The following is a 24,532-nucleotide window of genomic DNA, read 5'->3' as shown; positions in this document are numbered from 1 at the left end:
TCAGGACGGGTCGGTGTCCCCCTTCGGGGCCTGGGTGTCGGTGTCGGACGCGGTGTAGAAGACCGACGACCCCTGCTTGGTGCGCTGGGCCTGGTTGCGGGCGACGAGGCCCTCCAGGGTGCTGCGCACCACCGTGGTCCTGATGGTGCGCTCCGGGTGCGCGGTCCCGAGCGCAGCGGTGACCTCCGCCGCCGAACGCGGCTCCTTCTGCTCACTCAGGTGCCGGCGGACGAGTTCGACCAGCTTGGGGCCCTCCGTCCTGGCCGTCTGTGACGCGCGCCGCTCCGCCTTCGCCGCGGAGGACTTGCGCACCTGCTTGCCCGGCGTGGTGCGCGCGGCCGCCTTCTTCGTCCGCCTGGGCTTCTCCGCCCTCGACTTGGCGCTGCCCCTCCGGCGCGGCGCCGGCACGGTCGCGGCGCCGGGTGCCGCCTCGTCCGCGGCCGTCTTCGCGGGCTCGGGCACGGCGGTGGGCTCAACGGGCGCCGGGACGAGGCCCAGCGCCTGCTGCATGTTCACCAGGATCGTGTGGTTGTGCTGAAGCACGGTCAGCTGCTCCTGCAGCGCGGCGATCTCGGCGGTGACCCGCTCCTGCTCCTTCACGTTGCGCTCCAGGTCGCTTGCGACCTGAGCGGTGTACTGCGACGTGAGGTCGGTGGCGGCGGTCGAGTTCTCGGACATGACGATGCCTCTTTCTTCCCGTTGGTTCGCCTGGTGGCCAGCCATGGTACGGCCGGGCACGGTTGACCGTTTCTTCTGACCGTTCCCGGTTGACGGTCCCACGGGGCGCCGGGGACGACACGACCCGACGGGGACGTTGTGCGCATGCCATTGACAAGAGGGGCACGAGCCGGAAAGTTCTCTCCCCGAGACGCAATAAATGAACGATGTGATGCAAAAGATGCACTGGCTCATGGCAATCCATGGCAGTCGCATGGACTGCTCCTTCGGCACTCGCCCTCAACACCCCCCGTGGAACGAGGACTTCATGAGACGGAAGCGTTTCGGCCCACGGACGATCACCGGCCTGCTCCTGGCCGGCCTGATCGCCGTAGGTCTCCAGCCCGGTACGGCCACCGCCGCAGGGACAGCGGTCCGTGGCCCCAATCTGGCGCTCGGCAAGAGCGTCACGGCGAGCGGCTCCCATGCCGGTTACCCCGCCGCCCACCTCAGCGACGGAAGCCAACTCAGCTACTGGGAGGGCCCGGCAGGGGCGTTCCCGCAGTGGGTGGGCGTCGATCTCGGCGGCACCGTGGAGGTGGACCAGGTCGTTCTCGAACTGCCCACCGCATGGGAGACCCGCACCCAGACCCTCGCGGTCGAGGGCAGCACCGACGGCACCTCCTTCACCAGCCTCTCCGGTTCCGCCGCGCACCGCTTCGACCCCGAGCGCGGCAACACGGTCACCGTGGACTTCACGGCCCGGGGTGTGCGTCACATCCGTGTCCGGGTGAGCGCCAACACCGGCTGGAACGCTGCCCAGTTGTCCGAGATCGAGGTCTACGGCGACAGTCCGGAGGAACCGCCCGCGGACGGCACCGATCTGGCGCTCGGCAAGCCCGTCGAGGCCTCCTCCACAATTCACTCGTTCGTGGCGACCAACGCCAACGACGGTGACCTGGGCACCTACTGGGAGTCCCATGGCCATCCCGCCGACCTCACGGCCGAACTGGGCGCCGACGCCGACCTCGACGCCGTCGTCGTCAGGCTCAACCCCGACCCCCTCTGGGCGAAGCGCACACAGGGCATCGAGGTCCTCGGCCGCAAGCAGACCTCGGACACCTTCACCTCGCTCAAGCCCCGCGCCGACTACACCTTCGACCCCGGCTCGAACGACAACACCGTCACCATCCCGGTCGGCGGCCGCTACGCCGACGTACGGCTGAGGTTCACGCACAACTCCTCCGGATACGGCGCCCAGGTGGCCGAGTTGGAAGTCATGGGCACGGCCGCCCCCAACCCCGATCTGCTCGTCTCCGACCTCACCTGGACCCCCTCCTCACCCACCGAGGCGGACGCCGTGACCGCCCGCGCGACCGTGCGCAACGCCGGCACGGCCGCCTCCGCCGCCGCCACCGTCGACGTCACCGTCGAGGGCTCCGTCGCGGGCAGCGCCCCCGTCGGAGAACTCGCCGCTGGTGCCTCCACGACCGTGTCCGTGGACGTGGGCAGACGGCCCGCGGGCAGTTACACCGTGTCCGCCGTGGTGGACCCGACGGACACCCTCCCCGAGCTGGACGACACCAACAACAGCCGCACCGCCGCCGACCGGCTGACCGTGGGCCGGAGACCGGGCCCCGACCTCGAGGTCCGGGGCATCAGGACCGACCCCGCGAGTCCCGCCACGGGCGCCCCGGTGTCCTTCACCGTCTCCGTGCACAACCGCGGCACCTCACCGGCCCCCGCCGGTTCGGTGACCCGTCTCGCCGTGGGTGACACCACCCTCGACGGAGCCACCGGGGAGATCGCCGCCGGTGAGACCGCCGAGGTCGCCGTCGACGGCACCTGGACCGCCACCGGCGGTGCCGGTGTCCTCACCGCCACGGCGGACGCCACGGACACCGTCGACGAGACCGACGAGAACAACAACGTCCTCACCCGCCCGATCGTGGTCGGCCGGGGCGCCGCGGTGCCGTACACCGAGTACGAGGCGGAGGACGGAACCTACCGGGGCACCCTCCTCACCGCCGACGCCAAGCGGACCTTCGGCCACACCAACTTCGCCACCGAGTCCTCGGGACGCGAGTCGGTCCGGCTCGACTCCACCGGCCAGTACGTGCAGTTCACCTCCACCGGCCCGGCCAACTCCGTCGTCGTGCGCAACTCGATCCCGGACGCCCCGGGCGGAGGGGGCACCGAGGCCACGCTCAGCCTCTACGCGGACGGCGCGTTCGTGCGGAAGATCGGACTCAGTTCCAAGCACAGCTGGCTGTACGGCAACACCGACGCCCCCGAGGGACTCACCAACACGCCGCAGGCGGACGCCCGCAGGCTGTTCGACGAGTCCCACGCGCTGCTCGGCACGACCTATCGGGCGGGCACCGTCTTCCGGCTCCAGCGCGACACCGACGACACCGCCGCCTTCTACGTCGTCGACCTGGTCGATCTGGAGCAGGTGGCGCCACCCTCCGACAAGCCGGCCGGATGCGTCTCCATCACCGAGTACGGGGCGGTCCCGAACGACGGCATCGACGACACCGACGCCCTCCAGCGTGCCGTGTCCGCCGACCAGAACGGGCAGATCGACTGCGTGTGGGTCCCGCCGGGCCAATGGCGCCAGGAGCAGAAGATCCTCACCGACGACCCGCAGAACCGCGGCCAGTACAACCAGGTCGGCATCCGGGACGTCACCATCCGGGGCGCCGGCATGTGGCACTCGCAGTTCCACACCCTGACACCACCGCACCAGGCGGGCGGCATCAACCACCCGCACGAGGGCAACTTCGGCTTCGACATCGACGACAACACCAGGATCTCGGACATCGCCATCTTCGGCTCCGGCACCATCCGGGGCGGTGACGGCGGTGCCGAGGGCGGAGTCGGTCTCAACGGCCGGTTCGGCAGGAACACGAAGATCAGCAACGTATGGATCGAGCACGCCAACGTCGGTGTGTGGGTGGGCCGCGACTACAGCAACATTCCCGAGCTGTGGGGTCCCGCCGACGGACTGCAGTTCAGTGGCATGCGCATCCGGAACACCTATGCGGACGGCATCAACCTCGCCAACGGAACACGCAACTCCAGCGTGCAGAACTCGTCGTTCCGCAACACCGGCGACGATGCGCTCGCGGTGTGGGCGAGCAAGTACGTCAAGGATCCGTCGGTCGACGTCGGCCATGACAACCACTTCCGCAACAACACCGTCCAGCTGCCCTGGCGCGCCAACGGCATCGCGGTCTACGGCGGCCACGGCAACACCATCGAGAACAACCTGATCCACGACACGATGAACTACCCGGGCATCATGCTGGCGACCGACCACGACCCCCTCCCCTTTTCCGGGCGGACACTCATCGCCGACAACGGCCTGTACCGCACCGGCGGCGCCTTCTGGAACGAGGACCAGGAGTTCGGGGCCATCACCCTGTTCGCCCAGGGTCCGGACATCCCGGGTGTGGTCATCCGTGACACCGACATCCACGACTCGACCTACGACGGCATCCAGTTCAAGTCGGGCGGGGGAGCGGTGCCGGACGCCCGGATCTCCGGCGTCACCATCGACCGGTCCACCAACGGGTCCGGCATCCTCGCCATGGGCGGCGCCCGCGGCAGCGCCACTCTGACGGACGTCACCATCACCGGTTCGGCCGAAGGGGACGTGGTGATCGAACCCGGCTCGCAGTTCGTCATCAACCGCTAGCGCCGCACCCGCGCGCTGCTCCGTCCGGCGGGCCCGTACTCCACCCGGGGTGCGGGCCCGTCACCCGCGCGGGTGTCTTCCCGGGCCGGTTGATTCCCTCCGAAGGTGCGCAGACGGGGGACTTCACGGGACGCGCGCGGGGGAGCCGAGGCGAATCCGGTGAGTCGAAGTCAGGCTGAGGGCATGGCTTCATCGACCGACTGCCCGCACCGTCCGCGTCACCGAGCTCCGTCCCGGGCCGCGCGGCGGGCCGGCGTACCCGTCCGGGCGCGCGGCCGCGTGTCGTTTCCGGCCGTCGTCCTCGCCGTAGTGGCAGCCCTGACCGGATGCGGGGCGGGCACCGGAACCACCACGCCGGACGTACCCGCCGCCACCGCACCGGCGGCCGGGCCGCCCGGCACCGCGAGCACCGCCCAGGGCCGGGCCGGGACGGAGACCCCACCGCCCGCCCGGATCCCCGGCCTCGGTCCCCGGACGAGGGCGTGGATTCCCGACAACGCCCGCCAGGTGCTCGTCGTCACCGGCCGCGGCAGGGACGCCAACCGCTCCGAGGCCGTGCTGTACGAACACACCGGCTCCGGCTGGGAGGCGGGCCCGGCGTGGCCCGCCCGCAACGCCCTCAAGGGCTGGACCGACGACCACTGGGCGGGCGACCTCCGTTCACCGATCGGCGTGTTCACCCTCACCGACGCCGGGGGCCTGCTGCCCGATCCCGGAACCGAGCTGCCGTACGACCGCTCGGATGGGTTCCGCGCCGGCGGCACGGGCTTCAGGGGGGAGCCGCTGGAGGGGTCCTTCGACTACGTCATCGCCATCGACTACAACCGCGAACCCGGTACCACTCCACTGGACCTGACCCGTCCGCGCGGCGCCGACCGGGGCGGCGGCATCTGGCTGCACGTCGACCACCAGGGACCCACACAGGGCTGTGTCAGCCTCGAAAGGCCCCACATGAAGGAACTGCTGCGCACCCTCGACCCGGACCGCCACCCGGTGGTCGTCATGGGGGACGCCGGCTCCCTGGCCGATTGACGCGTGACCGGGCCGCCCGTCCCCCCGACGGTCAGGGAGCGATGCCGACCCCCTCGACACGGCTCCAGGACTTCTCCTGTGCGGCCGTCATGGCGGGCCAGGCGGTACCGCCCGGACGCGGCCGGATCCGTGAGGCGTACGGCGACGGCACGTACTCGGGGTCGTAGAAGCACCCGGTGCCGTACGTCCGGTCGAACGCGGCGCACGACGCGGCGACCGACCGGGGCGCCGGCCGGTCGCCGGTACGGACCCAGTGGTCCAGGGCCGCGAGGGAGTTGGCGTACTCGGACGTGCTGAGCGTGCTGTGCTCCTTCTCGTCGGTGAACGTCTGCACCAGGTACCGGTCCCGGTGGGCACCCCTGAGGGTGTCGCGGTAGGCGGCCTCGTGCTCGACGAACGCGGTGGGGTCGTCCTTGGCGTGCAGCGTGAGGACCGGGATCCTCACCTTGCCGGTGAGGTCACTGTCGTAGGACAGGTCGCGCTCGGCCGTCGGATCGGCGGTGAACCGTTCCACACCGGCGTTGAGCGCTTCGTCGTCGTGCGAACCGGAGTACCGCACACCCTCGTTGGTGAACGGGTTCCGGTCGCCCAGCCGCTGGTGCACGATGTCCCGGAACGTGAAGACCGAGAAGCGCAGGTGCGACTCCAGTGTGCGCTCGGGGATCTTGGTGACGGCGAGGATGTCGTCCAGGTTGCGCTGCTGGAGCACGGTGCGCTCCTCCGGAGGGGACGCGTAGCCGGTGCACTCCTGCAGCCGGGCGCGCATCCCCGCCGTCGTCAGCGTCGAGGCGGGGCGCAGCCCCTGCCACAGCGGGTACTGCGGCTCACCGGGACGCGGCAGGTTCCGGCAGTAGTACTGGTAGACGACGCGCAGGTCGACGCGGTAGTCGTAGCCGCGCGAGCCGCCACCGAGGACGCCGTTGGTGAGCAGCGCGCCGTCGTAGGGGCCGTTCGCCCCGCCGTACGTCTCGACCGCCTTGGCGGCCACGTTGCCTCCCCAGGACTGGCCGTGCAGATACGTCCGCCGGGGCGGGCCGAACTCCCGGGCGAACAGGCGGCGGAGGTTCTCGGTGTCGGCCGCGGCCATGCGGGTGCCGTATCCGCCCCGGCGGTAGGACGAGCCGGCCCAGGCGTATCCCTGGTCCACCATCACCTGCCAGCGGTCCAGGTCCTCGACGCTGCGCTCCGGGTCGGATTCCGCACCCAGGCCGGGGCCTCCGTGGGCATGGACGACGAGTGACCTGTTCCAGCGCTCGGGGATCGCGATCGCGTAGTGGGCGCCGTTCGCGTCCCGGCCGGTGTAGCAGGTGGCCTCACCCGCCAGGCCGGAGGGGCAGGCGACGGGGGCGGGCCCCGGTTCCTCGGCGTGTGCGGCCGGGGCCTGGGTGAGGGCGCCGGTGACGGCGCCGGCGAGACCCAGACCCACCACCTGCCACAGGCCTCGACGGAGGCGGGACGATCGGGGGACGCGGGTGGGAGGAGGAACTCTGTTCAAGGCGCGGCTCCTGGTTCGACGGCGCGTGATCGCGCACGGGCCGTGATGCTAGGAACCCGGGCGTCCCGGGACCATGCCGCCGGCGGTTGCGTTCATACTGTTCGTCCCCGCCGCCCCCTTCCTGTCCCTGGGAGGGCTGCGCCCGCGGGGACGCAACCGGGTCAGTCCGCGTCCCGCGGCGGCCGCCCTCCGGACTCGCCCGCCGTCAGATGCCCCAGCACCTCCACCAGTTCCTGACACGCATGCTCCACGGAGCGTCTGGTGTTGTGCTGCTCGGTGATCACCGCCGACAGCAGCAGCGAGGTCAGGGCCATCGCCCCGTTGAACGACTGCAGATTGAGCATGACCTCCACCGAGGTCATGTGCTCGAAGGGCCCGAGACGGTCGGTCGCCGCGATGGTGGCCATGACGGACGCGAACACGGCGCACAGCATGCTGCCGGGCAGCTGGAACCGCAGCGCCGCCCAGATCAGCAGCGGGTAGATGGTGAACAGCAGACTCGCCGGACTGCGCGTGGCCACCGGCACCAGGAAGCCCGCGATCACCATCAGACCCACCGCCTCCTTCCACCTCGACCAGGACGGCGGGGCACGCAGACGCACAAGCAGCAGCAGGACGGGGGTGATGAGCAGCACGCCCATGGCGTCACCCACCCACCAGGCCAGCCACACCGCCCAGAAGTCCTTCCCCGGAAGATCGCCCGTGGCGACGAGCAGCCCGACGCCGGTCGACGAGCTGATCAGCATGGCCGCGAAGGCACCGAGGAACACCAGGGCGAGACAGTCGCGCAATCGGCTGAGGTCGGTACGGAAGCCCACCCTGCGCAGCAGGAGATACCCGCACACCGGAGCCGCGGTGCTGCCGACGAGTACGCCCACGGAGGACCACCGCAGGGTGGTGAGGTGCAGCAGGACCAGCAGGGCACCGAGGGCGATTCCCACACAGGAGCGCAGTCCGAAGATCAGCAGAGAGGCCACGGCCACCCCGGTCGGGGGCCACAGGGGCGAGACCACCGCACCCGCGACGGTCAGTTCGCGCAGCAGCCCCAGTCGTCCCCCGGCGTAGTAGCAGGCGGCGACGGCCAGCGTCTCGAGCACGAAGACGGCCGGTGTACGAAGATCCTTGCGAGCCACCACACAAGCCATCACACACCGGGGCCGCCGTGTCGGCGAGGCGAGACGTGCGCTCCTGTCGGCCCTATGGATGAGTGTCCCGTCCGTCGTGCCCTATCACCAGGACGGCCGCGTCGTCGTCGTGCCCCACCCGCTCCGCGCCCTTGATGACGGCCGCGGCGAGGGCGTCGGTGTCCATGCGGGCGACGGCCGCGATGCCCGCGAGCCGCACCACCTGGTCCAGGCCCTCGTCGAGCCGCATGGACGGGCCCTCGACCACCCCGTCGGTGACCATCACGAACACCCCGCCCGTGTCGAGCCGGTACCGGGTGACGGGGTAGACCACCCCGGGCTGGACGCCCAGCGGCGGGCCCCCCTCGTCCTCGGTCACCCCGGACCGGCCGTCCGCGGTGGCCCACACGCACGGCAGATGCCCGGCGCGGGCGCTCTCCAGCAGCCGGGTTCGCGGGTCGAGCCGCATGAAGGTGCAGGTGGCGAAGAGATCGGAGTTCAGCGACAGCAGGAGTTCGTTCGTCCGGGCGAGCAGCTCGCCCGGATCGCTGTCGACGGAGGCGAGTGCGCGGAGCCCGACCCTGACCTGCCCCATGAAGGCGGCCGCCTCGATGTTGTGCCCCTGCACGTCACCGATGGACAGGCCGATCCGGCCGTCGGGCATGGTGAACGCGTCGTACCAGTCGCCGCCCACGTTGAGACCCTGGTAGGCGGGCGCGTAGCGCACCGCCAGCCGCACACCGTCGGCGACCGGCAGCCCCCGCGGCAGCATGCCGCGTTGCAGGGCGACGGCCAGTTCCACCCGGGAGCGCTGCACCTCCGCCAGTGCCCGTGCCTGAGCCGTCAGCGTCCCGAGCCTGATCAGAAGCTCGTCGCCGTCGTCCGTGGAGCCGGTGCGGGACATGGATCACTCACTCGGGCGAGGACGCTCACACAGTCGGTGGACGCTCTCGAGGGGCAAAACGTGCATTCATGTATGAGAAGGATGATATCCGGCAGGTGAACGGCCGGGCCAGTCGCGTACCCGGCGGGACCGCCGGTGGAGGCGACCGCGTTCCCGCCCTGCCCGCCGCCGGTCCTGTCTAGGCTGTGCACATGGAGCAGCGGGAGATCATGCAGCGGAGCGTCGGCATCCTCACCGAGGCCCTCGAGATGCGACGGCGGCTGCGTGAGGACCCGGGCGCAGACGTGGCCGGCAACGGAGCGATCGCCACGCTCCTGGAGGAGATGCTGCCGCACGTCCAGCTGCCCGCCGGTGCGAGCGCGCGCGAGGTGGCGGACATCGTCACGGAGAAGCTGGGTCCCGCCATCGTGCACATCACGTCCGCGCTCACCTTCGCCTTCGTCCAGCTCGCCGAGGTCCACGACGAGGGCCGCACCGACGTGTCCTCCGCCGACGTCCTGCGCTCGATCTCCCTGCACTACGAGACCGGCGGCAGGGGCTAGCCAGGTCACGTCGACTCCTCGCGCGGCGGTCGGACGCGGGCGACGCGGGTACTTGACGGCGTACCCGTCAGTAGCGATCCTCCCTCCAAGTGGCTGTACAGGTCATGACAACTCCCGTCGGCGGAGGGACGTGCGCAGTGACCACGTATCGCACACGACGAGACCTGAGGATCGTCACGCTTCTCCTTCTCGTGCTGGCCGCGGCCCTGGGCCCCACCCCCGGTGCCGCCGCCGACGGGGACTGGTGGGATCCGCCCGCCCGGCCCACGCCCGACTCGGGGGTCGGCGTCACCGGCGAGCCGTTCACGGGGACGGACTCCGCCGGTGAGGTGCGCGGGTTCGTCGACGCGCACAACCACATCATGTCCAACGAGGCCTTCGGCGGCCGGCTCATCTGCGGCAAGGCGTTCTCCGCCGAGGGGATCGCCGACGCGCTCAAGGACTGCCCCGAGCACTACCCCGACGGCTCGCTGGCCGTCTTCGACTTCATCACCAACGGCGGTGACGGCAGGCACGATCCGGTCGGCTGGCCCACCTTCGCCGACTGGCCCGCCCACGACTCGCTGACCCATCAGCAGAACTACTACGCCTGGATCGAGCGGGCCTGGCGCGGCGGCCAGCGAGTGATGGTCAACGACCTCGTCACCAACGGCGTGATCTGCTCCGTCTACTTCTTCAAGGACCGCGGCTGCGACGAGATGACGTCCATCCGGCTGCAGGCCCGGCTGACGTACGACATGCAGGCCTACATCGACGGCATGTACGGCGGACCGGGAAAGGGCTGGTTCCGGATCGTCACCGACAGCGCCCAGGCCCGTGACGTCATCGCGCAGGGCAAGCTCGCGGTCGTCCTCGGCGTCGAGACCTCCGAGCCCTTCGGATGCAAGCAGATCCTGGACGTCCCGCAGTGCGACAGGGCCGACATCGACGCAGGCCTCGACGAACTGCACGCGCTGGGCGTGCGCAGCATGTTCCTGTGCCACAAGTTCGACAACGCGCTGTGCGGGGTGCGCTTCGACTCGGGGACGCTCGGCACCGCGATCAACGTCGGGCAGTTCCTGTCCACCGGCACCTTCTGGCGGACCGAGGAGTGCCGCGGCCCGCAGGCCGACAACCCCATCGGTCTCGCCCCCGCGCCCGGCGCCGAGAAGAAGCTGCCGGCAGGCGTGCGGGTACCCGCCTACGACGCCGGCGCGCGGTGCAACGTCCGCGGGCTCACCGCACTCGGTGAGTACGCCGTGCGCGGCATGATGGAACGCAACATGATGCTCGAGATCGACCACATGAGCGTCAAGGCCACCGGCAGGGTGCTCGACATCTTCGAGGCCGAGTCGTACCCCGGTGTCCTCTCCTCGCACAGCTGGATGGACCTGAACTGGACCGAACGGGTCTACGGCCTCGGCGGCTTCGTCGCCCAGTACATGCACGGCTCCGAGGGCTTCGTGGCCGAGGCCGGCCGCACGGCTGCGCTGCGCGACGAGTACGGCGTGGGCTACGGCTACGGCACGGACATGAACGGTGTCGGCGGTTGGCCCGCCCCGCGCGGCGCGGACGCCCCCGATCCCGTCACCTACCCCTTCCGCAGTGTCGACGGGGGCTCCGTCCTGGACCGGCAGACCACCGGCGAACGCACCTGGGACCTGAACACCGACGGCGCCGCGCACTACGGCCTCGTCCCCGACTGGATCGAGGACATCCGCCGCGTCGGCGGGCGGCACGTGGTGGACGACCTCTTCCGTGGTGCCGAGTCCTACCTCGACACCTGGGGGGCCTCCGAGCGGCACCGGGCCGGGGTGAACCTCGCCGAGGGCGCCCGGGCGACGGCCAGTTCGGCGGAGTGGAACCCGTTCACGAGTTACGCGCCCGGCAGGGCGGTGGACGGCGACCGGGGCACCCGCTGGGCCAGCGACTGGAGCGACGGTCAGTGGCTCCGTATCGACCTCGGTGACACGCGCCGGATCGGGCGGGTCACCCTGGACTGGGAACGCGCGTACGGCACCTCGTACCGCATCGAGTTGTCCGCCGACGGCACGGACTGGCGCACCGTGTGGTCCACCACCTCCGGCGACGGCGGTCTGGACACGGCCGTGTTCACCCCCTCACCGGCCCGGTACCTCCGCATCCACTTCCTGGACCGGGGCACCGACTGGGGCTACTCGCTCCACGAGGTCGGCGTCCGCGCACGCTGACCGCGGACTCAACCGCCGTGGGAGAGCGCTCGGGTGAAGACCGCGCGTACCTCCTCCAGCGCCATGGTCCGGTCGGCGGGGACGAGGCCGATGCGGGTGCGGCGGTCGAGCACGTCCTCCTCGTCGAGCGCTCCCTCGTGGCGCACGGCCCAGAGCAGTTCGGCGCCGGTGACCGGATACCCGGGCAGCACCGGCTCGCCCAGCCGGGGATCGCGGGCGGCGAGAGCCTGGACGGCGGGTGCCTCGGCGCCGTAGAGCCGCACCAGCCGGCGCGGTACGGGCAGTGCCGCGAGGACGTGCGGCGGCGCGGCGCCCACCAGGGGAAGGGACGCGGTGGGGGACGGGCCGGCCGCCAGCCCGCGGACCCGGACCGCGGCGTCGACGGCGTCCTCGGCCATGCGCCGGTAGGTGGTGAGCTTGCCGCCGACGACGGTGATGACGCCCTCGGAGGAGGTGAGCACCGCGTGCCGGCGGGAGAGGTCGGCGGTCCTGGGAGCCGTGTCCGTGCGCTCCGCCGTGGTGTCCAGCAGCGGGCGCAGTCCGGCGAAGGCGCCGACGACGTCACCGCGGTGGACCGGGACGTGCAGTACGGAGCACAGGACGTCCAGGAGGAACCCGATGTCCGTCTCCGGTGCCTGGGGGACGTCGGGGATGTCGCCGTCCACGGGCTCGTCGGTGAGACCGACGTAGACCCGGCCGTCCTCCTGGGGGAGGACGAGCACGAAGCGGTTGTTCTCCCCGGGGATGGGGATGTGCAGGCCGGCGGCCAGAGTCCCGAGGCTCTCGGGACGCAGGACGAGATGGGTGCCGCGGGAGGGCCGGATCCGGACGCCGTCGACGAGGCCGCCCGCCCAGACGCCCGACGCGTTGATCACCGCGCGGGCGCGGATCTCGCCGGTACGCCCGGTGAGTTCGTCACGGACCCGGGCCCCCGTCGAGGTCAGTTCCAGGGCCCTGACCCGGGTCAGTATCCGCGCACCGCGCGCCGCGGCCGTGCGGGCGAGGGCGGTCACCAGACGGGCGTCGTCGGTGAGCCGGCCGTCCCACGACAGCAGGCCGCCGCGCAGGCCGTCGCGCCGCAGGGCGGGGGCGAGATGACGGGTCTCCACCACGGAGAGCCGGCGCGGCGGGGGAAGGGTGGCCCGGGCCGTGCGGGCGGCCAGCCGCAGCGCGTCGCCCGCACGGAACCCGGCCCGCGCCAGGGCGGCCTGACCGCGCGAGACCAGCGGGGTGAGGGGCAGCACGAACGGCTGGGCCTGAACGAGATGGGGAGCGGTGCGCTCCATCAGCACCCCGCGTTCGACCGCGCTCTCGTGGGCGACGTCCAGCCGTCCGGAGGCGAGGTAGCGCAGCCCCCCGTGGATGAGCTTGCTGCTGAAGCGGGAGGTGCCGAAGGCCAGGTCGTGGGCGTCGACGGCGACCACGCTCAGTCCGCGCGCCGCGGCGTCCAGCGCGGCGCCCGCGCCGGTGGCGCCGAGCCCGACGACCAGGACGTCGACGACGGGTCCGCCCACGGAGTCGGTCAGTTCGCGCGAGCGCCGGGCGGCGGAGAGGGAGGACGCGGGAGCCGGGCCGTTGGGGGAGGTCATGGCGTGAGGGTCCTCTCCAGGATGTCGTGCAGTTCGCCGAGGAAGGCCTCGGCGGCGAGTTCGGGGTCGTCCTCTTCGGCCATGGTCCGCAGGGACAGGGTGAAGGACTGCACGATCAGCAGCACCGACCGGGCCTGCCGCACCGGATGGCCGGCACGTACCGAGCCGTCGGCGTGTCCCTCGCGCAGGACGGCGGCCAGCATGTCCAGCAGGGCCTCCTGGCTCGCCCCCCGGCGGTCCAGCACATAGGGCAGCAGCAGTTCGGGATCCACGTCGAGGATCTTCCGGAAGAGCGGATGGGCGCCGAAGGCACGCACCGCCGCCACCAGCCCTTCGGTGATCACCTCGCGTGCGGGCACCCCCGGCCGGCGCTCGGGCATCGCCCCGGTGGCGACCCCGATCCACTCCCGGGTCATCAGGTCACCGACCAGCGTGCGCACATCGGGCCACCGCCGGTACAGCGTCATCCGGGAGACCCCGGCGCGGCGGGCCACGTCGGTGAGCGTGGTGCGGCGGACCCCGACGGCCAGGACGCAGTCCCGTACCGCGTCGAGCACCGCGTCGTTGTCCGAACCGCCGGAAGCGTTGTGACGAATAGGCGTCATGTGTCACAGTGTAACGCCAGGTGAGGCCGTCGGGCGACGGCATCGCTCGTTTCCGACCGATGAGGACGACAGTCATGGACATGCTGTGGAGCGGCTGGGGGGACCCGGCCAAGGCGACGCCGCTGCCCGACACGGTGATCGGGCTGTTGCGCGATCTGCTCGGTGTGAAGCCGCGCGAGGCCGCCCCCGTCGCCATCGAGGACATGGCCGTCCCCACGAGCCCGCTGGCACCCGCCGCGCACCGCGCCCTGGCCGAGGCGCTCGGCGACGAGGCCCATGTGCGCACCGACGCGGAGTTCCGCGTCCGGCACACGCGTGGCAAGTCCACCCCCGACCTGCTGCGCATTCGCGAGGGCGACATCTCCGCCGTCCCCGCGGCCGTACTCCTGCCCTCCACGCACGAGGAGGTGCTCGCCGTCCTACGGGTGTGCGCCGAGCACGAGCTGCCGCTGGTGCCCTTCGGCGGCGGCACCTCCGTCGTCGGCGGCCTGGCCCCCGAACGGCGCGGCGCCTTCGTCGCCCTGGACCTGCGGCGCATGGACGCCCTGCTCGACCTCGACCCGGTGTCCCGCACCGCCACCCTGCAGCCCGGCCTGCGCGCCCCGGCGGCCGAGGCGCTCCTCGCCGAACACGGCTTCACCCTCGGTCACTTCCCCCAGTCCTACGAGTGGGCCACCATCGGCGGCTTCGCCGCCACCCGCTCCAGCGGCCAGGCGTCCGCCGGCCACGGGCGGTTCGACGAGATGGTCCTCTCCCTCACCCTCGCCACCCCCGAGGGCACCCTCGACACCGGCCGCGCCCCCCGCTCGGCCGCCGGACCCGACCTGCGCCAGCTGATCCTCGGATCGGAGGGCGCGTTCGGCGTCATCACCTCGGTGACCGTGCGCATCCGCCCCGTCCCTCCGGTCGCCGTGTACGAGGGCTGGCACTTCCCCTCGTTCGACCAGGGGACCACCGCGCTGCGCCGGCTCGCCCAGGACGGACCGCGGCCCACCGTGCTGCGCCTGTCCGACGAGACCGAGACGCTGATCGGCCTGGCCAACCCGCAGGCCATCGGCTCGGTCGCCGAACAGGCCGCCGGCTGCACGGCCGTCGCCGGATACGAGGGCACGGAGGAGGACACCGCGCACCGCAGGGAGCGCGCCGCGGCCGTCCTGCGCGACTGCGGCGGCACACCCCTGGGCGAGGAGCCGGGCAGGCGCTGGGCGCACGGACGCTACTCGGCCCCGTACCTGCGCGACGCGCTCCTGGACGCCGGGGCGTTCGCGGAGACGCTGGAGACGGCGACGTTCTGGTCCCGCGTGCCCGGGCTGTACGCCTCCGTCCGCGACGCGCTCACCACCACGCTCACCGAGGCCGGCACCCCGCCGCTGGTCATGTGCCACATCTCCCACGTCTACGAGAACGGCGCCTCCCTGTACTTCACGGTCGTCTCGGCCCAGGGCGAGGACGCCGTGGCGCACTGGACGCGCGCCAAGCACGCCGCCAACGAGGCGATCCTCGCCGCCGGCGGCACGATCAGCCACCACCACGGGGTGGGCACCGACCACCGGGACTGGTACGTCCGCGAGGCGGGTCCCCTGGGCATCGACGCCCTGCGCGCCGTGAAGCGGCGGCTGGACCCGGCGGGACTGCTCAACCCCGGCGTCCTCCTGCCCGCCGACTGACCGGTACGTCCCGTCGGCCACCTGTCCGTTCCCCACCCGTCGGCCCGCCCCGGAGGCACCCCGATGCGCCAGTTCACCGCCGTCGTCAACCCCACCGCGGGCGCGGCCACCTCAGCGGCAGCCCTGCTCGCCCTGGCCCGGCACCTCCGTGAGAAGGGCGCCGACCTGCGGACCGCCTACAGCCGCAGCCTGGCCCACGCACGGGAACTGGCCCGCGACGCGGGACAGCAGGGGCGGGTCGTGCTCGCCGTGGGCGGCGACGGCATCGCCGGCGGCGTCGGCGGCGCCCTCAGCGGCACCGGCGCGACCCTCGGGCTCGTCCCGGCCGGACGCGGCAACGACTTCGCCCGCGCCCTGGGCCTGCCCCGCGACCCGGAGGAACTGGCCCGCATCCTGCTGCACGGTGAGCCGCGGCAGGTCGACACCATCGAGGTCACCTCGGCGGTCCACGACCGCACCGTGGTGCTCGGCAGCGTGTACGCCGGTGTGGACGCGCTCGCCAACCGCCACGCCAACCGGTCCAGGCTGCTGAAGGGGTCCGCCTCCTACTACGCGGGCGGCCTGCGGGCCGTGGCGGGCTGGCGGCCCGCCCGCTACCGCGTCACCGTCGACGGCGAGGAACACCCGCACACCGGGTACACCGTGGTCGCCGCGAACTCCGGCTTCTACGGCTCCGGCCGCGCCATCGCCCCCGACGCCCGCGTCGACGACGGCCTGCTGGACGTCGTGATGATCGAGGACGCGCCCAGGCGGCTGTTCTTCGCCCTGATGCAGGAGCTCAGGACCGGCGCACACGTGCGCCGGCCCCAGGTGCGGATCCTGCGGGGCAGCGAGATCCGCATCGAGGCCGACCGGGACATCCCCTACGGCACCGACGGGGAGGTCGACGCGGCCCTCCCCGTCACGGTCCGGGTCCTGCCCGGAGCGCTGCGCGTCCTGTACTGACGTCAGGGCCGGGTGCCGTGGTGGCGCTGGGCCAGCCGTGCCAGCGCCACCGCGCCGAGCAGCAGTCCGAAGTCGCGCAGCGCGACGTCGTAGTAGCCGGAGAGCGTGAGCAGGTTGACGATGATGCCCGCGAGCCAGCCGGCGACCAGCCAGCCCCCGAAGCGCGGCGCGATGCCCACGACGACACCGGCGACGATCTCGATCACTCCCACCGCGTACATCGCCGACTGGGCACTGCCCGGAACGACGTCGTCGATCCACGGCGCGAGGTAGCCGGGCCAGTCCACGAGCAGGTTCGCGAACTTGTCCAGCCCGAACAGGATCGGGGCCACGGTGAAGCCGGTGCGGAGGATGACGTACGCCTGGTAACCGGGGTCGGTGAGCGCGGCCCGCCGGGGCGTGACCGGCGTGCCACTCGTGGTTGTGGAGGCCATGGCCTGCACCTTTCTTCTATCGACAACTCTCATTAACGATAGAAGCGCGGTTCCGCTCTTTAGTCAATGCCTGTTGCTTTTACACTGGTGTTCGTGGACGACACGGAAGAAGTGCGCGACAAGGACATCTCGGCCATTGCCGCTCTCGACGAGCCCACCCGCCGGCGGCTCTACGACTACGTGGTGGGCCGGGGCCACCCGGTCGGCCGGGACGAGGCGGCGGAGGCGTTGGGGCTGGCCCGGCAGACCGCGGCCTTCCATCTGGACCGGCTGGCCGCCGAGAACCTGCTCGACGTGCTCCATGTGCGGCGCAGCGGACGCAGCGGACCCGGTGCGGGCCGCCCGGCCAAGCTCTACCGGCGCTCGGCCGCACAGATCGCCGTCAGCCTCCCGGACCGGCGCTACGAACTCGCCGGCCGGCTGCTCGCCCAGGCCGTGGAGGAGTCGGGCGCCACCGGCGAACCCGTGCGCGAGGTGCTGCACCGCCGGGCCCGGGAACTGGGCGTACGGCTGGGCGCGGACGGCGACGAGGCGCAGCTCCTCCGTGTGCTGGAGCGCCACGGCTTCGAGCCGCGGCACGACGGCGGGTCCGTCGTGCTGGGCAACTGCCCCTTCCACGCACTGGCCCGCGCCCACACGCAGACGGTGTGCGGCATGAACCTGCACCTGATGCGGGGCATGCTCGAAGGGCTCGGCGCAACGGGATTCGAGGCCTGTCTCGCGCCGGAAGCGGGCCGGTGCTGCGTCCGTCTGGACCCCGCCGCCTGACCCTCGGCACACGGAACAGCCGGGGAGACACCCGCAGCAACCGGACACGCCCCAAGACTGGACCGGTTCGTTCTCTGGAATTATTCGTGTCTGGGCCTATAGGTTCGGCGCATGACCGCATCCCGGCCGTCGACCACCGCCGAGGAGCTCCGCGGTGCGGGCCTGCGCGCGACGGCGGCCCGCGTCGCCCTCCTGGAGACCGTCCGCGAGGGCGGCCACCTCGGAGCCGAGGAGCTCGCCACCGAGGTGCGCCGGCGCATAGGGCACGTCTCCCTGCAGGCGGTGTACGAGGCGCTCCACGCGCTCACCGAGGCGGGGCTGGTGCGCCGTATCGCACCGGCAGGGGGCCCCGCCCGCTACGGGGGCCGCGTCGGGGACAACCACCACCATCTGGTGTGCCGGTCCTGCGGTCTGGTCGTCGACGTCGACTGCGCGGTCGGCGACGCGCCCTGTCTGACCGCGTCCGACGGTCACGGCTTCGTGATCGACGAGGCCGAAGTCGTCTACTGGGGCCTGTGCCCCGGCTGTTCCTCCTCCCGCAGTACCTGACTGCGCGAACGTTTTCGCCCGGAAGGATCCCCATGACCGAGAACCATGACGCGATCGTCACCGAACCCAAGGCGGAGGAAGCGGGTGGCTGCCCGGTCGCGCACGGGCGCGCCCCGCACCCCACCCAGGGCGGCGGAAACCACCGGTGGTGGCCCGAGCGCCTCAACCTGAAGATCCTCGCCAAGAACCCGGCCGTGGCGAACCCGCTCGGTGAGGACTTCGACTACGCCGAGGCGTTCCGGTCCCTCGACCTGCCGGCGGTGAAGCGGGACATCGCCGAGGTGCTGACCACCTCCCAGGACTGGTGGCCCGCCGACTTCGGCCACTACGGCCCGCTCATCGTCCGGATGGCCTGGCACAGCGCGGGCACCTACCGCATCAGCGACGGCCGCGGTGGCGCCGGCGCCGGCCAGCAGCGCTTCGCCCCCCTCAACAGCTGGCCGGACAACGCCAACCTCGACAAGGCCCGCCGCCTGCTGTGGCCCGTGAAGAAGAAGTACGGCAAGAGCCTGTCGTGGGCCGACCTGCTGATCCTCTCAGGCAACGTCGCCCTGGAGTCGATGGGCTTCGAGACCTTCGGCTTCGCCGGCGGCCGCGCCGACGTCTGGGAGCCGGAGGAGGACGTCTACTGGGGCCCCGAGTCCACCTGGCTCGGCGACGAGCGCTACACCGGTGACCGGGAGCTGGAGAACCCGCTCGGCGCCGTGCAGATGGGCCTCATCTACGTCAACCCCGAGGGCCCGGGCGGCAACCCGGACCCCATCGCCTCGGCCCGCGACATCCGCGAGACGTTCCGCCGCATGGCGATGAACGACGAGGAGACCGTCGCCCTGATCGCCGGTGGCCACACCTTCGGCAAGACCCACGGTGCCGGCCCGGCCGACCACGTAGGCCCCGACCCCGAGGCCGCCGGCTTCGAGGAGCAGGGCCTGGGCTGGAAGAGCACCTACGGTACCGGCAAGGGCGCCGACACGATCACCAGCGGTCTCGAGGTGACGTGGACGAACACGCCGACGACCTGGGACAACAGCTTCTTCGAGATCCTCTTCGGCTACGAGTGGGAGCTGTTCGAGAGCCCCGCCGGCGCCCACCAGTGGCGGCCGAAGGACGGCGCGGGGGCCGGCACCGTGCCCGACGCCCACGACCCGTCCAAGAGCCACCAGCCGACGATGCTCACCACGGACCTCGCGCTCCGCTTCGACCCCGTCTACGGCCCGATCTCCCGGCGCTTCCTGGAGAACCCGGACGAGTTCGCGGACGCCTTCGCCCGCGCCTGGTACAAGCTGACCCACCGCGACATGGGACCCAAGTCCCTCTACCTCGGCCCGGAGGTGCCCGAGGAGACGCTGCTGTGGCAGGACCCGCTGCCGGAGCGGACGCACGACCTCGTGGACGCCGCGGACATCGCCGCCCTCAAGGAGCAGGTCCTCGCCTCGGGCCTGTCGGTGTCCGATCTGGTGTCGACGGCGTGGGCGTCGGCGTCCTCCTTCCGCGGCAGCGACAAGCGCGGCGGCGCCAACGGCGCGCGCATCCGCCTGGAGCCGCAGCGCGGCTGGGAGGCCAACGACCCCGACCGCCTGGCGACGGTGCTGCGCACCCTGGAGGGCGTCCAGGGCTCCTTCAACTCCGCGCAGACCGGCACCAAGCAGATCTCGCTCGCCGACCTGATCGTGCTGGCCGGCGCCGCGGGCGTCGAGAAGGCCGCCAAGGACGGCGGCGTCGACATCGAGGTCCCGTTCACGCCGGGCCGCGTGGACGCCTCGCAGGAGGAGACCGACACCGAGTCGTTCGCCGCGCTGGAGCCCACCGCCGACGGCTTCCGCAACTACCTCGGCAAGGGCAACCGTCTGCCCGCCGAGTTCCTGCTGCTGGACAAGGCCAACCTGCTGACGCTCAGCGCCCCCGAGATGACCGTCCTGGTCGGCGGTCTGCGGGTCCTGGGCGCGAACCACCGGCAGACGGCGCACGGCGTGTTCACCACCGCGCCCGGCACGCTGACGAACGACTTCTTCGTCAACCTCCTCGACCTGGGCACGACGTGGAAGGCGACGTCGGAGGACCAGACCACCTTCGAGGGCCGGGACGCGGCCACCGGCGAGGTCCGGTGGACCGGTACCCGCGCCGACCTGGTGTTCGGATCCAACTCCGAACTGCGCGCGCTCGCGGAGGTCTATGCGAGCGACGACGCCCGGGAGAAGTTCGTGCAGGACTTCGTCAACGCGTGGGACAAGGTCATGAACCTCGACCGGTTCGACCTGGTCTGAGCCACCCGCCCCGCCGATCCGGGCCGGCCCGCAGGGGCCGGCCCGGACGTGTGCCCGCTCCGAGATGCGCGTGGGCCGCCCTGCCACCAGGGTGGAACCGAGCCGACCGCCACGCGAAGGAGGCCTGGGATGAGCAAGGACGGCGACCGGGGGAAGGATCTCCACCAGGGCGACGAGGTCGCCTGGAGCAGCCACGGCAGCGAGACGACGGGCAAGGTCGAGAAGAAGATCACCGAACGCACCGAGGCGGCCGGGCGCACGGTCGCCGCCTCCGAGGAGGAGCCGCAGTACGAGGTGCGCAGCGACAAGTCGGGCAAGCCGGCGGTCCACAAGCCCTCCGCGCTCAGGAAAAAGAAGAAGTGAGCGCCGTGGACCCGGAGCGCAAGGACGAGACCTGGGACGAGTTCCGCGAGCTGGTCAACATGAAGCCCGGCGACCTGGAGAAGTGGCTGGACACGGACGAGTCCCACACTGCGGGGCAGCACAAGGACGGTGGCGAGTCGACCGGCCACGCGTCCGGCCGCCGCATCGTCGGCATCCTCCGCGCCGGCCGCAAGGAACTCTCCGACGACGACTACGAGCACATGCGCAAGGTGGTCGGCTACATCCGCCGCCACCTCGCCCAGCGCCCGTCCGGCGACGTGGGCGACACCCGCTGGCGCCACTCGCTCATGAACTGGGGCCACGACCCGCTCGCCGAGGGGTCACCCCACCGGTGAGGGACGGCCCCGGCGGCACGGTCCCCCGACCGACACCGCCGTGACCGCCCCGCGCCCGCGCCCTACGCGCGTCCGGTGAACTCCCACGTCCCGTGCGGCACCCGGTAGACCACGAACCCCGGCTCGGTGCGCAGGACTTCCGCGCCCTCGGGAGCGGTCACCCGGGACCGGTCGTCGCCCGGCACATGGACGTCGGCGGTCGCGCCCACGGGAACCCGCACCGTCAGCCGCAGCCGGTCGTCGATCCGCGACCAGGACACCGCGGCCGTGCCGCGCACGGTGCGGATCGAGGTGCGCGCCCAGTCCACCCCCGTGCGGGCGTCGGGCCGCACCACGAAGGTCCGGTATCCGGCGTCACCGGGACGCAGACCGGCCACGTTCTCGTAGAGCCACTGCACGACCGTGCCCTGGAAGTAGTGGTCGCGGGAGCGTGAGTCCAGCGGCCACATCTCCCACATGGTGTCGGCGCCGTTCTCCTGCCAGTACCCCCAGCTCGGATACGTCCGCTGCGTCGCCACGGCGTGCGCCACGTCCGGCCGCCCGTGGGCGCACAGCACCCGCAGGAGCACGCTGGTGCCCAGCGCGCCTGTGTCGAGATGGTTGCCGCGCTCCTCGATGTCCTTCACCAGGCTGTCGACGACGGAGGCGCGGGCCCCCGGCGGCACCAGACCGAAGGCCAGGGGCACGGCGTTGGAGGTCTGCCGGTAGCCGGGGTCCTTCGCCGTGCGGTAGTGCCCCGCCGGACCGAGGAACTCCGCGTTGAGGGCGTCCTTGAGCTTCCCCGCCGCCTCCCGGTAGCGGGCGGCGGTTGCCTTCTCGCCCAGCAGGTCACCCGTCTCCGCCGTGTGCAGCAGCGCGCGGTACAGATACGCCGTCGCCGTGAGCCGGGTGTCCTCGGGCGGATTGCCCCCGTATCCCGGCGGCAGATAGTCGCCCAGCGCGGTGACCGCCAGCCCGTCCTCGAGCCGGTTCAGCTCCCAGTCCAGGTAGCGCACCAGGGCGTCCCAGTGCTCCCGGGCCGCCCGTTCGTCGCCGTACACGCGGTACATCTCGCGCACCACGAAGGGGTACACCGTGGTCCACTCCGGGGAGGGTGCCGCCTCCCGGTACCCCCAGCCGCCGCTCGGCACGATCACCGGCAGCTGTCCCGCCCGCGTCTGACTGTCCGCCAGGTCCCCGAGCCACTTGGACAGGAACCGGTGCATCCCGAAGGCGTACGCCATGACGGGCGCCCCGAGCTGGGCGTCACCGGTCCACCCGTTCTTCTCGTACATCGGAGTGTCGGTCGGTATGCCGTGCAGGTTGTTCAGCACGGTCCGCCGCATGGCACCGTCCAGCCACTCGTAGAACGGCTCGGAACACGCGAAGTCGCTGACCTCCTCGACCCCGGTGTGCACCACCCGGCCCAGCACCTGGCCGGGGGAGGGCCGGGCCGGCAGCCCGCTGATCTGCACATAGCGGAAGCCCTTGTACGAGAACGAGGGCTCCCAGACCTCCTCGCCGCCGCCCGCGCACACGTACTCGTCCGTCTGGAAGCGCCCCGGCACATGGCCCGTCTCGGCGTGCACACTGCCGTCGTCCTTCAGCTTCTCGCCGTGCACCAGCCGCACCACGGTGCCCGCGGCGGCGTTCCGCACGGTCAGCCGCGTCCAGCCCGCCATGGTGCGGCCCATGTCGGCCACGTACACCCCGGGACGCAGCTCGCTGATCTTCTCGGGCCGCACCGTCTCGGTGATCTCGATCGGGTCGTGCGGCTGGGCCCGCAGTGTCCCGGCCGGCGCCTCCTGCACTCCCGCGGGGCGCCATGCGCTGTCGTCGAACCCCGGACGGGTCCAGCCATCGGGGGACAGCCGGGCGTCGAAGGTCTCACCGGCGTACAGGGAGTCGGAGCGGGTCGGGCCCTCGGTCAGCCGCCAGTCGCCGTCCGAGACGACCGTGGTGAGGGAGCCGTCGGGGTGGTCGATCTCCAGCCGGGCGAGCAGACGCGGCTCCCCGTGCCAGGGCGCACGGTGCCAGTTCCACACGTTCGGGGTGGTCATGCCGTAGAACCCGCGCCCGAGGGTGACACCGAGGGCGTTCTCGCCGCGCTCCAGCAGACGGGTCACGTCGTGCACCGCGTACAGCACCGTCTCGTCGTAGTCGGTGAAGCCGGGATCGAGGACCTGCCGTCCGACCCGGCGGCCGTTGAGGTGCGCCTCGTAGTAGGCGAGGCCGCTGATGTACAGCCGCGCCCGGGAGATCTTCTTGCGCACCGTGAAGCTCCTGCGGAGCAGCGGCGCGGGCTGCTCCGGCACCGGTACCGACACGCCGGAGCCCCACGGCCCCTGTCCGTACGGCGCGAGAACGGCGGCCTCCGGCCACGCCCCGTCGTCGAAGTCCGGCTGCTGCCAGCCCGGTTGCTCCGTCTCCGCGACGCTCCACCCGTGCCCGGTGACCAGCTCGTGGTGCTCCCCGTCGGCCGTGTCCACGAGCAGACGGACCAGCAACCCGCCGGGGTTGACGGACGCTCCGCCGCGGTTGGTGGCGAGCGCGGCGAGGACGATCCCCCCGGGTGAGGCGCCGCCGACGAGTCCGGTGACGTCCGCGGTGCGGCCGGTGCGCCAGCCGTCCCGCTGCTCGGGAGCGTGCGCCGCGCGCTGCCCGTCGACGTACAGCGTGAAGTCGTCGTCGGCGGTGGCGACCAGCACCGCCCGCCGGACCGCCGCCCCCTCGGGCAGGGCCAGCCGTGCCCTGAACCACCGGGGGCCCTCGGGCGCGTCGGAGGAGGTGGCGTCCGGTGACCAGATCCATGAGGCGCCCTGGAACGACGGCGGCTGCGGCGGGGCGTCGGCGCCGATCCAGCCGGCCCCCCAGTCGTCGTTCGACAACGTTGTCTCCCACCAGCGGGGCTCGCTCCAGCGGGACGCGCGCCCCTTCGCGTCCCACACCCGCACGCGCCAGTGGTAGCGGGTGCGGGGGAGCAACGCCGGGCCGTCGTAGACGACTCCGACCGTCCGGTCGGAGTCGACCTTCCCGGAGTCCCAGACCTTGCGGCCGTCCCAGCGGGCGCGGTCGCGGACCACTTGGATGCGGTAGGCGCTCTGCCGGGCCCCGTGTCCAGGTGCCGTCAACTCCCAGGAGAGGCGGGGGCGGTCGACGTCCGTGCCGAGGAGCGTGTCGGCGTACTCCACACGGGTGCGCACGATGCGCAGCCCGCCGGCTCCCGGCCCGCGTGACGGCGCGGCCACCGCCGACGGGGCGGCGGCGGTGGGCGCGGCGTGGGGTACCCCTGTTGTCACCATTCCCCTCAAGAAGACTCCGCCCCTCCCCCCCTCAACTACGTTGCGTCTACTTCTCGTTTCTTACAGAA

At 72.0% G+C, this 24,532-nt stretch carries 19 protein-coding genes; 11 read left to right on the top strand and 8 right to left on the bottom strand.

Annotated elements, in window-relative coordinates; all coding sequences use genetic code 11:
* Entirely contained in the window at positions 1 to 678 is a 678-nt protein-coding gene (locus tag ACZ44S_RS26020) for a hypothetical protein (protein WP_466933003.1), read from the bottom strand.
* Positions 679 to 985: 307 nt separating this feature from the next.
* Here ACZ44S_RS26020 and ACZ44S_RS26015 point away from each other — a divergent pair, with 307 nt between their 5' ends.
* Entirely contained in the window at positions 986 to 4,357 is a 3,372-nt protein-coding gene (locus ACZ44S_RS26015) for a CARDB domain-containing protein (RefSeq protein ID WP_466933001.1), read from the top strand.
* Positions 4,358 to 4,540: 183 nt separating this feature from the next.
* Positions 4,541 to 5,389 carry a L,D-transpeptidase family protein gene (locus tag ACZ44S_RS26010; protein WP_466933000.1) on the top strand — a complete coding sequence of 283 codons (849 nt, stop codon included), beginning with the start codon at positions 4,541 to 4,543 and terminating at the stop codon, positions 5,387 to 5,389.
* Between the two features lie 31 nt (positions 5,390 to 5,420).
* Here ACZ44S_RS26010 and ACZ44S_RS26005 read toward each other — a convergent pair whose 3' ends face one another.
* The 3 genes from ACZ44S_RS26005 to ACZ44S_RS25995 all read right to left on the bottom strand — a co-directional run bounded on the left by ACZ44S_RS26005 (position 5,421) and on the right by ACZ44S_RS25995 (position 8,912).
* Entirely contained in the window at positions 5,421 to 6,827 is a 1,407-nt protein-coding gene (locus ACZ44S_RS26005; RefSeq protein ID WP_466933204.1) for an alpha/beta hydrolase family protein, read from the bottom strand.
* 218 nt (positions 6,828 to 7,045) lie between these two features.
* Positions 7,046 to 8,029, bottom strand: coding sequence for an MASE1 domain-containing protein (locus tag ACZ44S_RS26000; RefSeq protein ID WP_466932998.1), 984 nt, complete (start codon positions 8,027 to 8,029; stop codon positions 7,046 to 7,048).
* A gap of 52 nt (positions 8,030 to 8,081) precedes the next feature.
* Positions 8,082 to 8,912 (bottom strand): PP2C family protein-serine/threonine phosphatase, encoded by an 831-nt coding sequence (locus ACZ44S_RS25995; protein ID WP_466932996.1) that lies wholly within the window; start codon positions 8,910 to 8,912, stop codon positions 8,082 to 8,084.
* 191 nt (positions 8,913 to 9,103) lie between these two features.
* Here ACZ44S_RS25995 and ACZ44S_RS25990 point away from each other — a divergent pair, with 191 nt between their 5' ends.
* Both ACZ44S_RS25990 and ACZ44S_RS25985 read left to right on the top strand, forming a co-directional pair.
* Complete coding sequence (locus tag ACZ44S_RS25990; protein ID WP_466932994.1) at positions 9,104 to 9,454, top strand: hypothetical protein; 351 nt, start codon at positions 9,104 to 9,106, stop codon at positions 9,452 to 9,454.
* Positions 9,455 to 9,558: 104 nt separating this feature from the next.
* Positions 9,559 to 11,643: a discoidin domain-containing protein gene (locus ACZ44S_RS25985; RefSeq protein ID WP_466932992.1), complete on the top strand. Its 2,085-nt coding sequence runs from the start codon at positions 9,559 to 9,561 to the stop codon at positions 11,641 to 11,643.
* 8 nt (positions 11,644 to 11,651) lie between these two features.
* Here ACZ44S_RS25985 and ACZ44S_RS25980 read toward each other — a convergent pair whose 3' ends face one another.
* Positions 11,652 to 13,232, bottom strand: coding sequence for a glycerol-3-phosphate dehydrogenase/oxidase (locus tag ACZ44S_RS25980; RefSeq protein WP_466932989.1), 1,581 nt, complete (start codon positions 13,230 to 13,232; stop codon positions 11,652 to 11,654).
* On the bottom strand, positions 13,229 to 13,837 hold the full coding sequence (locus tag ACZ44S_RS25975) for a TetR/AcrR family transcriptional regulator (RefSeq protein WP_466932987.1): 609 nt from the start codon (positions 13,835 to 13,837) through the stop codon (positions 13,229 to 13,231). Before ACZ44S_RS25975 ends, ACZ44S_RS25980 begins: the two co-directional genes overlap by 4 nt.
* 74 nt (positions 13,838 to 13,911) lie before the next feature.
* Between ACZ44S_RS25975 and ACZ44S_RS25970 the strand changes: the two genes are divergently transcribed.
* On the top strand, positions 13,912 to 15,504 hold the full coding sequence (locus ACZ44S_RS25970; protein ID WP_466932985.1) for an FAD-binding oxidoreductase: 1,593 nt from the start codon (positions 13,912 to 13,914) through the stop codon (positions 15,502 to 15,504).
* Between the two features lie 63 nt (positions 15,505 to 15,567).
* Entirely contained in the window at positions 15,568 to 16,449 is an 882-nt protein-coding gene (locus tag ACZ44S_RS25965; protein ID WP_466932982.1) for a YegS/Rv2252/BmrU family lipid kinase, read from the top strand.
* 2 nt (positions 16,450 to 16,451) lie between these two features.
* Here the strand turns inward: ACZ44S_RS25965 and ACZ44S_RS25960 are convergent, their stop codons facing one another.
* Positions 16,452 to 16,883: a hypothetical protein gene (locus ACZ44S_RS25960; RefSeq protein WP_466932980.1), complete on the bottom strand. Its 432-nt coding sequence runs from the start codon at positions 16,881 to 16,883 to the stop codon at positions 16,452 to 16,454.
* 87 nt (positions 16,884 to 16,970) lie between these two features.
* On the opposite strand from ACZ44S_RS25960, the gene ACZ44S_RS25955 reads away from it, so the two are divergent.
* The 5 genes from ACZ44S_RS25955 (at position 16,971) to ACZ44S_RS25935 (ending at position 21,183) form a co-directional block, all read left to right on the top strand.
* Positions 16,971 to 17,651 carry a helix-turn-helix transcriptional regulator gene (locus ACZ44S_RS25955; RefSeq protein ID WP_466933202.1) on the top strand — a complete coding sequence of 227 codons (681 nt, stop codon included), beginning with the start codon at positions 16,971 to 16,973 and terminating at the stop codon, positions 17,649 to 17,651.
* 111 nt (positions 17,652 to 17,762) lie between these two features.
* The gene (locus tag ACZ44S_RS25950) at positions 17,763 to 18,200 is read left to right on the top strand and encodes a Fur family transcriptional regulator (protein WP_466932978.1); all 438 of its coding nucleotides are present in this window, start codon (positions 17,763 to 17,765) and stop codon (positions 18,198 to 18,200) included.
* A 32-nt stretch (positions 18,201 to 18,232) separates the two neighbouring features.
* The gene (gene katG, locus ACZ44S_RS25945) at positions 18,233 to 20,464 is read left to right on the top strand and encodes a catalase/peroxidase HPI (protein WP_466932976.1); all 2,232 of its coding nucleotides are present in this window, start codon (positions 18,233 to 18,235) and stop codon (positions 20,462 to 20,464) included.
* Between the two features lie 129 nt (positions 20,465 to 20,593).
* On the top strand, positions 20,594 to 20,827 hold the full coding sequence (locus tag ACZ44S_RS25940) for a hypervirulence associated TUDOR domain-containing protein (RefSeq protein WP_190162932.1): 234 nt from the start codon (positions 20,594 to 20,596) through the stop codon (positions 20,825 to 20,827).
* Positions 20,824 to 21,183, top strand: coding sequence for a DUF3140 domain-containing protein (locus tag ACZ44S_RS25935; RefSeq protein WP_466932974.1), 360 nt, complete (start codon positions 20,824 to 20,826; stop codon positions 21,181 to 21,183). Before ACZ44S_RS25940 ends, ACZ44S_RS25935 begins: the two co-directional genes overlap by 4 nt.
* Positions 21,184 to 21,245: 62 nt before the next feature.
* Here ACZ44S_RS25935 and ACZ44S_RS25930 read toward each other — a convergent pair whose 3' ends face one another.
* Positions 21,246 to 24,464 carry a family 78 glycoside hydrolase catalytic domain gene (locus ACZ44S_RS25930; protein ID WP_466932972.1) on the bottom strand — a complete coding sequence of 1,073 codons (3,219 nt, stop codon included), beginning with the start codon at positions 24,462 to 24,464 and terminating at the stop codon, positions 21,246 to 21,248.
* Positions 24,465 to 24,532 lie beyond the last annotated feature (68 nt).

The sequence above is a fragment of the Streptomyces malachitofuscus genome (genome assembly GCF_055571035.1).
The sequence above is the reverse complement of the archived record's forward strand: the minus strand, read 5'-3'. Positions and strand labels throughout refer to the sequence as shown.